The 13,210-nt window shown below is 34.5% G+C and carries 12 protein-coding genes; 9 read left to right on the top strand and 3 right to left on the bottom strand.

The features are described from left to right. Window positions 1-6: 6 nt before the first annotated feature. From AC6UDE_RS04060 to AC6UDE_RS04030, 7 genes are read left to right on the top strand one after another with little or no spacing between them, the layout of a single operon-like run. Window positions 7-402: an EbsA family protein gene (locus AC6UDE_RS04060; protein ID WP_500696695.1), complete on the top strand. Its 396-nt coding sequence runs from the start codon at window positions 7-9 to the stop codon at window positions 400-402. 11 nt (window positions 403-413) lie between these two features. Next, window positions 414-2,072: a formate--tetrahydrofolate ligase gene (locus AC6UDE_RS04055; RefSeq protein ID WP_500696694.1), complete on the top strand. Its 1,659-nt coding sequence runs from the start codon at window positions 414-416 to the stop codon at window positions 2,070-2,072. Next, window positions 2,047-2,550 carry a signal peptidase II gene (gene lspA, locus AC6UDE_RS04050; RefSeq protein ID WP_500696693.1) on the top strand — a complete coding sequence of 168 codons (504 nt, stop codon included), beginning with the start codon at window positions 2,047-2,049 and terminating at the stop codon, window positions 2,548-2,550. The genes AC6UDE_RS04055 and lspA overlap by 26 nt, the downstream gene beginning before the upstream one ends. Next, window positions 2,540-3,457 (top strand): RluA family pseudouridine synthase, encoded by a 918-nt coding sequence (locus tag AC6UDE_RS04045; protein WP_500696692.1) that lies wholly within the window; start codon window positions 2,540-2,542, stop codon window positions 3,455-3,457. The genes lspA and AC6UDE_RS04045 overlap by 11 nt, the downstream gene beginning before the upstream one ends. Before the next feature lie 12 nt (window positions 3,458-3,469). After that, window positions 3,470-4,006, top strand: coding sequence for a bifunctional pyr operon transcriptional regulator/uracil phosphoribosyltransferase PyrR (pyrR, locus tag AC6UDE_RS04040; RefSeq protein ID WP_500693748.1), 537 nt, complete (start codon window positions 3,470-3,472; stop codon window positions 4,004-4,006). Between the two features lie 12 nt (window positions 4,007-4,018). Further along, window positions 4,019-5,092 carry a carbamoyl phosphate synthase small subunit gene (locus tag AC6UDE_RS04035; RefSeq protein WP_500696691.1) on the top strand — a complete coding sequence of 358 codons (1,074 nt, stop codon included), beginning with the start codon at window positions 4,019-4,021 and terminating at the stop codon, window positions 5,090-5,092. A gap of 4 nt (window positions 5,093-5,096) precedes the next feature. Then, window positions 5,097-7,616, top strand: a complete 2,520-nt coding sequence (locus AC6UDE_RS04030; RefSeq protein WP_500696690.1) for a carbamoyl phosphate synthase preATP-grasp domain-containing protein — start codon at window positions 5,097-5,099, stop codon at window positions 7,614-7,616. Window positions 7,617-7,628: 12 nt separating this feature from the next. Here the strand turns inward: AC6UDE_RS04030 and AC6UDE_RS04025 are convergent, their stop codons facing one another. After that, entirely contained in the window at window positions 7,629-9,365 is a 1,737-nt protein-coding gene (locus AC6UDE_RS04025; protein ID WP_500696689.1) for an Rqc2 family fibronectin-binding protein, read from the bottom strand. 125 nt (window positions 9,366-9,490) lie between these two features. On the opposite strand from AC6UDE_RS04025, the gene AC6UDE_RS04020 reads away from it, so the two are divergent. Continuing rightward, window positions 9,491-9,910: a MarR family winged helix-turn-helix transcriptional regulator gene (locus AC6UDE_RS04020; protein WP_500696688.1), complete on the top strand. Its 420-nt coding sequence runs from the start codon at window positions 9,491-9,493 to the stop codon at window positions 9,908-9,910. 14 nt (window positions 9,911-9,924) lie between these two features. Continuing rightward, the gene (locus AC6UDE_RS04015) at window positions 9,925-10,788 is read left to right on the top strand and encodes a DegV family protein (protein WP_500695648.1); all 864 of its coding nucleotides are present in this window, start codon (window positions 9,925-9,927) and stop codon (window positions 10,786-10,788) included. A gap of 308 nt (window positions 10,789-11,096) precedes the next feature. Here the strand turns inward: AC6UDE_RS04015 and AC6UDE_RS04010 are convergent, their stop codons facing one another. Continuing rightward, the gene (locus AC6UDE_RS04010) at window positions 11,097-11,411 is read right to left on the bottom strand and encodes a hypothetical protein (RefSeq protein WP_500696687.1); all 315 of its coding nucleotides are present in this window, start codon (window positions 11,409-11,411) and stop codon (window positions 11,097-11,099) included. A 376-nt stretch (window positions 11,412-11,787) separates the two neighbouring features. Further along, complete coding sequence (gene solA, locus AC6UDE_RS04005; RefSeq protein ID WP_500696686.1) at window positions 11,788-12,921, bottom strand: N-methyl-L-tryptophan oxidase; 1,134 nt, start codon at window positions 12,919-12,921, stop codon at window positions 11,788-11,790. Window positions 12,922-13,210 lie beyond the last annotated feature (289 nt).

The following is a 13,210-nucleotide window of genomic DNA, read 5'->3' as shown; positions in this document are numbered from 1 at the left end:
TAGACTATGATAACTCAAAAGAGAAAATTTTTGTATCAACCAAATATCACTACTAGTATTATCTGCTGGAGTTGGACGTTTATTGTTTTTCTAATTGGGGTGATCATTTGGTTAGAAATAACTCACTTTCAAGAAATTACATTAGGTTTTTTTATTGTTTTTATCCTACTATCATGGATTCAAATTCATTTTAGAAAGTTAATCTTATCAAATAAGACATTAACAGTGCGGAGCGTGTTTCATCCCAAGGGGATTCAAATGAATATTAAGGACATTATTGATATTCATTCCAAAAAATTTCAATTATCTTTCAACTATAAGAATAAAAACTATAATTTTATACTTCCCAACAATTCTATCATCGAATTAAAAGAAGCTTTTAGCACTGAAGTAAAAAAATAGAGGGTGTATGAATGAAAACTGACATTGAAATATCACAGGAAAGTCAATTGGATCCGATTCAAGATATCGCAAGTAAACTTTCGATTCCCAAAAACGAAGTTGATCCATATGGAAAGTACATGGCAAAAATATCAGGTAATACTCGTGATCGACATACTAAAAAGAAACTGATTTTAGTAACTGCTATTAATCCCACTCCGGCTGGAGAAGGGAAATCCACTGTATTAATTGGTCTTGGCGATGCGTTAAATCAACTAAATAAAAAAGTTGCCATTGCTTTGCGGGAACCTTCTATGGGTCCTGTGATGGGAATGAAAGGTGGAGCAGCTGGGGGAGGATTTGCTCAAGTTGAACCAATGGTGAACATTAATCTTAATTTTACGGGAGATATTCATGCTTTAACTTCAGCTAATAATACTCTAGCGGCACTGATCGACAATTCGATTCAACAGGGAAATCCTTTGCATTTAGATCCACGTAAAATTCAGTGGCACCGAGCAATGGATGTTAATGATCGTGAACTAAGAAATATGGTCATTGGACTAGGTGGATCTAAGTCCGGCGTTCCTAGAGAAGAGCATTTCGAAATCACAGCTGCAAGTGAATTAATGGCCATTTTGTGTCTATCAACTGATTTAAATGATTTAAAAGAACGTATTAAGAATATTTTAATTGGATACACTTATGATAATGAACCAGTTTTTGTTTCAAATCTGGGGGTTGAAAGTGCTTTAACAATTATTTTAAAAGATGCGATTAATCCTAATCTAGTTCAAACATTAGAACATACCCCAGCGTTTGTTCATGGGGGGCCGTTTGCTAATTTAGCTATGGGGTGTAACAGTGTTCAAGCTACTAATGTGGCTCTTAAAGTTGCTGATTATACGTTAACTGAAGCAGGATTTGGTTCTGATCTAGGTGGTGAGAAATTCATGGATTTGGTATCACCACACTTAAATGCAGATCCGAGTGCAGTCGTTATGGTTGCATCAATTCGTGCTCTAAAGTTCAATGGTGGGATTAGTAAAGAAAACTTAGCTATACCAAACGTTAAAGCATTAAAATCTGGAGTAAAAAATCTTGATCATCATATTAAGGCAATGAAATCCTTTAACAAACCAATTATTGTCGCCATTAATCAGTTTACTGATGATTCCCCTGAAGAAATTAAGTGGTTAAGTGATCATTTAAGAAAACAAGACGTTGAATTTGGTATTAGTAAGTCATTTCTTGAGGGTGGTAAGGGTTCAATTGACCTTGCTCGAAAATTAATCAAACTTGTTGAGAATAATGCATCCATTAAGCGAATTTACAATGATGAAGATTCCTTGATTGATAAAATTAATAAGGTCGCTAAAAAGATTTATGGAGCAAAGGACGTTGTCCTTTCTGGGAAAGCCATGAAGCAATTAAAGGGCATTGAAAAAAATGGATGGGATAAACTACCGATCTGTATTTCTAAAACTCAATATTCTTTATCAGATAACCCCAAAAAATTAGGCGATCCAAGTGGGTTTACTTTGCATATTACTGAATTATTGCCGAAACTAGGAGCAGGATACATTGTGGCGATGGCTGGAAAAGTAATCACTATGCCGGGATTGCCTAAGCATCCAGCTGCAGCAGAAATGGATATTGATAAAAATGAAAAAATCACCGGATTATTCTAAAAAACAAATCTTGGCATGGATATGTTTTGCACTAATGTTTTTTATTCTCCTGATTTTTGATCAAATTTCGAAATGGTGGATTCGGATTAACATTCCACTTGGAAAAGAAATTCCATTCGTTCCTGGAGTTATATCATTGACTAATATTAATAACACAGGTGCTGCTTGGAGTTTTCTTGCTGGGAAATCTGTCATCTTTGAATTCATCGCCACTGGAGCTGTTTTGGTTTTTATGATATTTATTTACATCGAAAGATATCATATCGGATACTTGTTTGGTTTAATATTGATGTTGGTTGGAACGATTGGTAATTTGCTAGATCGGTTGTTTCTAGGAGCAGTTACCGATATGATTCAATTAGATTTTATAAATTTTCCAATTTTTAATATAGCTGACTCCTGTGTAACGATTGGTGTGATCGTCCTGTTCTTAGTTATCGTATTAGCAAAACCTGAGAGTGAGAAAAATGCAAAATAGAGAATTTAGAGCTGATAATGAAAACGAGAGACTTGATAAATTGGTTTCGGATCACTATGAAGATTTAAGTCGTAGTCGTGCAAATGAATTGATTAAGGATCATTTAATTTTAGTTAATGGTGATACTAAAAAGCCAAAATACAAATCCCAAAATAATGACCTCATTCAAATTTCTATCCCTGAGCCTAAACAAATGAATTTAGTACCAGAAAACATTAAGCTGGATATTATTTATGAAGATGATCAGGTAATTGTGGTCAACAAACCACAAGGTATGGTAGTCCATCCAGCTCCCGGTCATCCTGATCATACGTTAGTTAACGCGCTGTTATATCATACAAAATTATCTTCTATTAATGGAACAGTCAGACCAGGAATTGTTCATCGCATCGATAAGGATACTTCTGGATTGTTGATGGTAGCTAAGACAGATATTGCTCATAGATCATTGTCCAAACAACTAAGGGAAAAAACTAATCGCAGAAAGTATTTAGCGTTGGTTCATGGTAATATTAATGAAGAACGCGGTACCATTGATGCTCCGATTGGTAGATCTTTTAAAGACCGCAAGAAACAGGCAGTAATTCCTGGCGGAAGGAATGCCATCACTCATTTCCACGTTCTTGAACGGTTTGGTGGGAAATATACTTTAGTGGAATGTCAGTTAGAAACCGGAAGAACTCATCAAATTAGAGTCCATATGAAGTATATTGGTCATCCACTCGTTGGCGATCTACTTTATGGACCTAAAAATACCATTAAAGGGAAAGGACAGTTTTTACATGCTGCTGAACTGGGATTTAAACATCCAGTTACACATGAAGAACTCAATTTTAAAGTTCCAGCACCACCAATTTTTCAAAAAACAATCGATCAATTAAGAAAACAGTATTCTGATATCAGTTAAGGAGTGACATTTATGGCAAAAGAGAAAGTTGTAGTTGATGGCATGGCCATGCAACGTGCTTTGACACGAATCACTTATGAAATTATTGAGAAAAATAAAGGTATCAACGACTTAGTTTTAGTTGGTATTAAGACTCGGGGAGTTTATTTGGCAAGAAGAATTGCTAAACGCTTGGAAAAACTTGAAAATGCTAAAATTCCGGTTGTGGAACTAGATGTAACCAAATATCGTGATGACTTAAAGAATCGAAAGACAAAGCCTAATCCAACTAATAATGATGGGGTAGACATTAATAATAAAAATGTAATCCTAGTTGATGATGTGTTATACACTGGCCGGACTGTCCGGGCAGCATTAGGAGCAATCAATGAAATGGGAAGACCGAAGAGAATTGGTTTAGCTGTATTAGTTGATCGTGGTCATCGTGAACTACCAATTCGGGCTGATTTTGTTGGGAAAAATATTCCTAGTTCAAAGGACGAAAAAGTTAATGTCTTGGTTTCAGAAATTGATGATCGTGATTCTGTCGAAATCGTTTCTAACAAGTAAGGGATCTTCATTATGACTAAAAGATATTTAATCCTAAATGATGGCACTTCATTTGTGGGAAAATCGATGGGGGCTGAATCAACCGTAACGGGCGAGATTGTTATGAATACGAATCTTAATGGCTACCAGGAATCAATCACAGATCCAATTTATCACAATCAAATCGTGGCATTCACACAGCCTTCAGTTGGAAATATCGGAATCAATCGAAAAAACTATGAGTCTATTTTGACATCAGCTAAGGGTGTGGTTGTTCATCATAGTGAAGATATTTCAACTAGTTACTTAAAAAATATATCTTTAGATACATTTCTTAAGCAACGTAATATTCCGGGGATAACTGCAATTGATACTCGTTATCTTTTGAAATACATTATGGCACATGATATTTCAAAAGCGAGTCTCGTTGATGTTAATGATGAACATGCATTTGATCAGTTAAATGCAGCCGTTTTAAGTAATCAGCAGATTCAACAGGTTGCCACACCCAAACCTTATTTGGTCCCTGGGAATGGCAAAACCGTTGCGGTACTTGATTTTGGCTTAAAAGAGGGTATTATTCGTCAATTATCTCAAAGGAATTGCAATGTAATTGTGCTTCCCTTTGACACTTCATACCAAAAAATCATTGATCTTGACCCAGAAGGAATTATTTTATCAACAGGGCCTGGATCTCCGCACGAAATTGATGAAAGTGTTTTAAAGACGATTGCTAAATTAGAACAGGCACTTCCAGTTTTTGGTATGGGATTAGGGCATGAATTGTTAGCTATGGCTAATGGAGCCAGTGTTTATCGAATGAGACTTGGACACCATGGAAGCAATCATCCCATTCAAAAAATTATTACTAATCAAATTATTTATGCTAATCAAGCTCAGGATTATGCCGTAGATCCAAATTCTATCGACACATCAAAACTAATTGTGACATACATAGACTTAATCAATGGAACAGTTCAGGGAATTAGGCACCGTGACTATCCAAGTTTCTCAGTTCAATTTTCTCCGGATGGGTCTAGTGGTCCAACTGACAGTATTGACTTATTTGATGAATTTCTAGAAAGTATCACAGCTCATGGGAGATAGCCTAATGAAAGACGATATCAAAAAAATCTTAATAATCGGAGCAGGACCGTCTGGAATTGGTCAAGAATGTGAGCTTGATTCCGCTGCATTTCAAGCACTAAAGGTTTGGAAGAAAATTGGGATCACTACTTTTCTTTTGGATAATAATCCATACTCAGTAATATTACAGGAAATGAATCCTGATAATATTTCCATTAAACCTGTTAATACTGAAAATGCTAAACATGTTATTGAAACAGAGAACATTGATGCAGTTACCTCAGTTTTCGGCGGAGTTAATGCACTAAAGGTTATTCAACGCTTAAATAAAAATGGAATATTAAAAGAAAATAATGTAAAAATTATTGGTTTAAATGATGATAACATTGATCTGTTTAACAATGAAAATCGATTGAATCAAAGATTAAAAGAATATGGGATTCCCACCCCTGATTATTATATTGTTGATAATTTTGATGATTTAAGGAATGTAATTGATAAAATTTCATTTCCAATTTCTGTTAGACCGTTAGATCCTAAAGTTCGACAACAACGGTTGATTTTTCAAAACATGGAACAAATAACTAACGATGCTGATACCATCTTTGAGGAGTCAAAGTCTAGTAAATGCCTAATTGAACGGGAAATTGTCGGCTACAAAGAAGTTGGAACGGTTTCACTGCGTGATACAATGGGGACAAAATTGATGGTATCTTCTTTAGAAGATATGAATCCAGTCGGAGTGAACTCAAATGATTCGGTCGTTTATACCCCGGCACAAACTTTAAGTGATACCCAGATTCAAATGATGCGATCAATTTCATTTCAGGTCATGGACGTTTTGGGAATCAAGGGCGTTTGTCATGTACAATTTGCTCTGAATACTGAAACAAATGATTGTTTTGTTCTAAAGGTAAATCCTAGTTTTAACATGAGTACTACCTTAGCAGCAAGATCAACGGGATATCCGATTGCCTTAGTTACCTCACAATTATTATTAAATCATCCAATTACTAAAATTAAGTTACCAGCACGTTTTCATAAATTTACGACGGTGCTTCAACCAATCAGTGATCATATCACGGTAAAAATCCCCATCTGGCCGTTTGAGCAATTACCTGATGCTGATTCACGGCTTGGAACTAAAACCAAATCCATTGGATCAGTAATTGGGGTAGGTCGTAGTTGCGAAGCCGCTTTGTTAAAGGCCATTAGAAGTTCGCAATCAAGTCCAAAAGATGTTTTGCCAAGTTATTCAGAACTTTCCGAAGATGAACTAATTTCACAGTTAATTCATCCAACCGATATCCAACTCCCAATTCTATTTGAAGCCCTCTCACGTCATTATAGTATTGAAGATTTACAAGAATTGACCAAAATTGATCAATTTTTCTTTGTGATCATGGCAAATATTGATAAGAGTCGATCGTATATTTTTAAACACCAAAATGACGCTAAAGCTTTCAGGTTAGCTCATGAAATGGGATTTGGTGATGGAATGTTGTCGTCCATTTGGCATACAGATATCAATCAACTTCGTCAAAAGGATTCTTATAAAACCTATAAAATGATCGAACCAACGGCTGGAGAATTTCCCGAAAAAATTAATTCCTTTTATGCTAGTTATGAAATTGACAACGAATCTAATCAAATCGGGAATAACACCGCACTAATAATTGGAAAGGGTAGAAATAAAATTGGCCCCAATATTGCTTCTGATTTCTATACTAGTGAAATATTAATTCAACTTAAAAAGATTGGATTTGACACTGTAATTTTAAATAATAATCCTAATTCTGCCTCCTTAGCGCCAATGATGAGTGACAAGCAGTACATTGAACCAATTCAACTGGGAGAAATTTTAGACGTCATTCAAACTGAGAAACCCCAATACGTCTTTCTGCCGGGTAATCGTCACTTCCTAATTCGTGAACTTAGCAAGTATCATGATTTCAAGTTGGTGGTTTTACCACCAAATCAAAAAGATGCAGTTTGGTATGGATCTCATGTTGATTTTGCGTTTGATTTATTAGTAACGGAGAACAAAATAGTTCCAATTTCAACCGTGGGTTTTAAATCCGGTGATGGAAACGATGACGATATCAGTCTTCAAACAGATTATTATGTTCCTTATGGTAAAGATGTTTTGAATGTGGAAGGGCTAGTTGAACGAGCTAAGGTAGCGGTGAAAAATCAAAGTCTTCATGGACTAGTTCAGGTTCTTTTTTACAGGGATCAAGACAAGATTAAAATTACTGGTGTGAGACCACTTCGAATTACCGAGACCGTTCTTTTAAATATGTCCACTGGAATTAACTGGATTGGGGTGCTGGTCAGGATGGCAACCGGACATTTAAATATTGATAAAATTGTAAATACCGTTCCCAAAATTGATTCTTCAACACACTTTACGGTGATGCAGGCTTCTTTCCCATTTAAGCAACTTGGAGTGTACGATTATCAAAAAGACCGATCACTCGAGTCAGGGGCTAAATTATCAATAGGTCATACTATTAACGAAGCAACCAACAAGTTATTGAAGTAAAAAAACAAGATACTAATTAGTATCTTGTTTTTTACTATTCTCTCTTAAATGTTTAACAATTGCTTCCGTTGGCGTTACGTAAATCGTATTTTGCCCCCGATAGGTAACAAAACCGGGTTTCCCTCCATTGGGCTTTTTTACAGCTTTTACTTTAACGTAATCAACTGGCACGTTGGCAGATGCTCGTGCTTTGGAAAAATAAGCAGCCAGTTCAGCAGCTTGAAGAATTGTCTGTTCAGTTGGATTGAAAGATCTAATTATTACATGAGATCCGTGGATATTTTGGACATGAAGCCAAGTATCACGTTTATCTGCTGTCCGAAGGGTAAGTTGATCATTTTGTAAATTATTTTTACCAACCAAAATTATCTCACCATCATCTGAGACAAACTTTTCAGGTTTGCTAACTTTAGTTTTATGATGTTTACTGTTACCTTTTTTTGGCTTCCTAATGTATCCACCATTTTTTAATTCTGTCTTAATGTCATCTAAATCACGTGGATCCGCAATTTCAATTTGGGATTCAATACTCTCAAAATAATCAATTTCATCCTGACATTCCTTGATTTGCTTAACTACATATTCCTTTGCATTTCGCTTTTTATCGTATTTTTTAAAGTATTTTTGAGCATTTTCAGAAGCTGAGAGGGAAGGATCTAGTGAGATGATGATCTCTTCATTATTATTGTAAAAATTGGGTAGTTTAATCTCTTTGGCTCCAACTTTAACTTGATTTAAATAAGTCGTTAAAATCTCACCTTTAACCCGTAGGTCATTTGCATGCTCAGATTCTTCTAAGGTATTTTGTAATTTTTTAAGCTTTTTCCGATTCTTTTTTAATTCATTTTTGGTAATTCGAATTAATTGTGACCCTTGTTCTCGAACTCGCTCACGTTGAACCTTAGTTTGGTAATATTCATCTAACATTTCGCTTAAAGTTTTAAATCTTTTATCCGGCTGAATGCCGTTATACTGAAATGCTGAAAATTGTAATTTTCCCTTCATATCATCTCCAATAATAGGTTCTGGATTTTCGAAATGATTAAAAAATTTCCAATATTTTTGTTTTAAAGTTGATCCAGATACATGAAGGGCACTTGCGAGCGCATAGGACGTATCAGTCCCAAGTCCTTGAAGATATTTACGTAATTGAGTAGCAAATACATCTACATTTGGAAACTCACGATTGATTTTTTCAATTTGTGTAAATTCTTTTTCGTTAACTTGAAATGGATCAATCAGATCTTGTTTTGGGGGTTGAATATATTTAGATCCTGGAAGAATGGTTCGGTATCGATTTTGAGCAGATGAAATTCTTCTAACTGAATCAATTATTGATGAATCTTTAGCTTGAACTAAAATGATGTTACTATGACGTGCCATTACTTCAATGACAAGGACTAATTCCTCAATATCACCTAATTCATTCCTTGTATTAAAATGAATGTGAATAATCCGATCATTGTTTACTTGATGAATTTTGCTAATAAAACTTCCACTTAAATGTTTTCTTAACGTCATTGCAAAGTTAGTTGGAACTTTCGGATTTGTAAAAGGGACGTTTGTAATTTGTACTCGAGCGTATGAGGGATTCGCTGATAATAATAACTGATAATTATTATGATTAGAACGAATAGTTAAAATAATTTCATTAGGGTAGGGCTCGTTTATTTTTGAAACACGTCCGTTTAGTAATTTGTTATTTAATTCATGACTCATTGCATGTGTAAATGATCCGTCAAATGACATATATAACACTCCTTTTGGCTTCATTGTCCAGTATAACTTATATTGTTGAGTGGTAGCACATAAATATTAAATCCATAATCTTGTATTAGGCAATTAATGGTATAATATTTTACGGAGGAATATCAATGAAAAATAGTTTAACTGCTCTTAGAGTTGTTGGAAAAATGCATCAACAACAGCTCCAAGCTCTTACCAAAAAATCAAATCTTACTATTTCAGAATGGCAATTGTTAATTGCCATTGATGATGGCTATACGACCCAAGAATCGCTTTCTAAGTCAATGAAATTAGATACATCAACTTTATCGCGACAATTGAAACGATTAGTTGTAAAAGAAATGATTCAAAAGAAAGCCATTGGGCAGGATAAACGCCAGTTAATATACAGTATTACTAATAAGGGTAAGAAGGCATGTCATCAAATTAGTAATGACTACGAAGATCTTTCCACACAAATTTTTAATCAGTGGACTGATGAAGAAAAGAATCTTTTAAAGATTCTCCTCAATCGATTAGAAACAAGTATGAAGAAAATCCGTAAATAGGTTAGGTGAAAGAAATGAAGACAGCGATTGTTACTGATAGTACATCGTATTTATCTAAGGAAGATATCAAAAAATATAATGTTCATATTATTCCAATCTCCGTAATCTTCAACGGTAAAAGTTACCGCGAAGGAATTGACATTACAAATAAGGAATTCTACCAAAAGCTTAAAGAGTCACCCAAATTACCGACGACTTCACAGCCGCCAATTGGAGCACTAATTGAAGAATATAATAAATTAGCTGACGATGGTTATGATGCAGTGATTAGTATTCATTTAGCTTCAACCATTTCTGGCATGTATCAAGCAGTTTGTAATGTAGCCAAAATGATGGATAACATCAAAATTTATCCTTTTAATTCTGGAATTACTGTTGATCCAATGGCTGCTTTAGTGAAATATGCAGCTAATTTAGCACAAAATAATGTTCCTCCAGAAGAAATTATTCAAAAACTTAAACTTCTTCGGTCAACCATTGATGAGTTAATTGTTGTCGATGATTTAGATAACCTAGTGAAGGGCGGGCGTTTATCAAATGCAACAGCGTTTGTAGGTGGACTATTAAACATAAAGCCCATTTTAACTTTTGATAACCAAACTGATGAGATCGTAGCATTTGATAAGGTTCGTTCTAAGAAAAAGGCACTTAAACGTGTTGAAGATTTATTTTCTCAAGCAGTATCAAAAGCCAATTATCCAATTGAAGTTGCTGTAATTGATGCCAATAACCCCAAAGAAGCTGATGTTTGGCAGAAATCCATTCAAGAAAAATATCCAAATATGAAAGTTACCCGCGGATCATTCGGACCAGCAATTGGAACCCATTTAGGTAGCGGAGCTCTTGCATTAGGATGGATCAAAGATATTAATAGATAAAATAAGTTGGAAATTAAAGAACACCAAAAATGGTGTTCTTTTTAATATATATTTATAGAGGGAAACACTTAATTATTTATTCTTTTTCTAGTTTACATAATATATATTATACGAAGTAGACTTAATATTAATAAAAGAGCAATTCATACTTATTTTAGATTATCATCATTTGTATAACTTTAAATTGATTTTGCAACTTCATCATTTGGATTCAAAATAATTTGATCTGACTGTAGATTCATCTACTTTTAAAAGTTTTCGCGAGTAATTCTTGATCGTTACTATCGTTTCCAAACGCAATCTAGTTTCTAATAGTTGCTATCGGTTATAATTCTTAACGTACTGAATTTGTTAATATTTTGAGCTGTCAGATCAATATTCTTTTCGCCAAAATGACGTATTTTGTTTAATGAATACTGTATTTTATCAATTAAGTCACTATTTATGTCCAATAAAATGATTTTAACGGCTTTTTTGATTGATGAGATAGCTACATTTTCAGCTAATTGATTTGAGTCTAGTTGCTTAAATATTGGATTTAAAGCGCTTACTTTATCACTGTAATTCCAATTATCATCAATTATGTAATTTAAATCGTATTTTTTAATGATATTTTTAGTCAATTGTATATCACAATTACTAATGGGTTTTATTGAATAAGTATGACCATTTCTTGATACAAGCGCCCCGTTTGCACCTACTAATGTCTTATTTTTAAATGTTGGTACGCTTGAAATTAGATATCTGATTGGCCTGGTTTAATCAAAGATAATTTCATTACGTTTTGCTAGTTGTTTAATTGCATTTACAATTTCTGAATTTATTTCAACACCATTAAAGCTCAACGTTCGGTCAACATCAAAGTCTTATTTAAATAGTTTCTATACTCAATGATACGCTAATAATGAGTGCTTTTAAATAACCTTCATTATTGGCTTGCTTTCAAAAAAATAACAACAGCATTTGTTGTTATTTCATCGATTAAATTTTTGATTATTTTCAGTGGTTAAAACGGTCTAATCTAAATGGTTCTAAGTTATAAGGATTTGATTTTCCAAGAGCTTGATCACTTAATAGTTTACCAAGTACACTGGAAAATTTGAATCCGTGTCCACTTAATCCAGTTACAATTTGAATCTTATTCATGGATGGAATCCGGTCAATAATAAAATCACCGTCAGGAGAAAGATCATACGAACATGTACCACCATGGTCAATACCATCAGTCCCTGTCAAATGATGCTTTAGTAATGGATCGATTTCATCTAAATCTTCAGAATAATCGCCAAAATTGCCCCTTTCTTTTCTATTTTTAATCTTTTGACCACCCTGGTGACGTCCAATTTTAATGGTGCCATTACTTCCTGGGAAACCGTAATACTGAATAGCATTTGCAAATTCTACCGTAAAAGCTGGGAACCCTTCATTTTCATTTAAACCGTTATCGGCGACGTTAAACCATGCAAATACCTTTCTTGTTGGCGTGATTGGTAAATTTGGCAATAGTTGTTTGACCCAGGTTCCTGCTGATAAAATGACATTTTTGGCATAAAAAGTATGATCTTGTGTTTTAATCTCAACAATTCCATTGTCTTGCTGATCAATCTTTCTAACAAAACTATCAAAGCTTTGGGTAACGCCATTATTTTTAGCACCTTCGATATATGTTTTAATAATTTCCTCTGATTCTAAATACCCTGCACCTGGCTCTAAAATCCCTTCGTATTGATCGTTAAAATTCCAGTTATGCCATTGATCGTGAATTTCAGTTGAAGTATAAGGAACAATATCAATATCGTAGTCATTGGCAGACGCTTTGATATTATTTAAAAATGCTGAATCTTTTGGCCCAACGGTCAGAACGCCAGTTTTATGGAAAAGACGTTTGCCCGTCTGTTTCTGGAGTTTATCCCATAATCTTTGAGCTTCTAGTAGTAGCGGGATATACTTCTCTCCCTCACCATAGGCATGCCGGATAATTCTAGTCTGCCCGTGATGTGATCCTAGTGTATGTGGGGGTTTAGCAATATCCAGCTCTAAAATATTGCTATTATTTTGACTGGCGTAATATCCTGCCGCCGAACCAACTGATCCTGTTCCAATGATTGCTAAATCAAAAATATTATCAGACATATTATGCCTCCGTTGTTTTATTATATTAAAAGAAAATACAAAAAAGCTCTTGAAACAAAAGTTTCAAGAGCTTGGACGAATAAACGCGGTACCACCGAGCCTTGATTGTCAGTTTTCTGCCAATCCTCAGTAACATTGCTAATTATATCTAGAATAAATTAAGCAGTGTATAGCGCTCTAATGGACGCCATCCAAATATGACTTGTAAATAACTTGTCTATATATGCTCCAAGACCATTTTCCTAAATGCCAATATGCAAGCATCTCAGCGTCGCTTGCTTTCTGTATC

Source organism: Fructilactobacillus sp. X2R5C3 (genome assembly GCF_059901325.1).
This window is presented reverse-complemented; position numbering and strand designations above follow the sequence as displayed.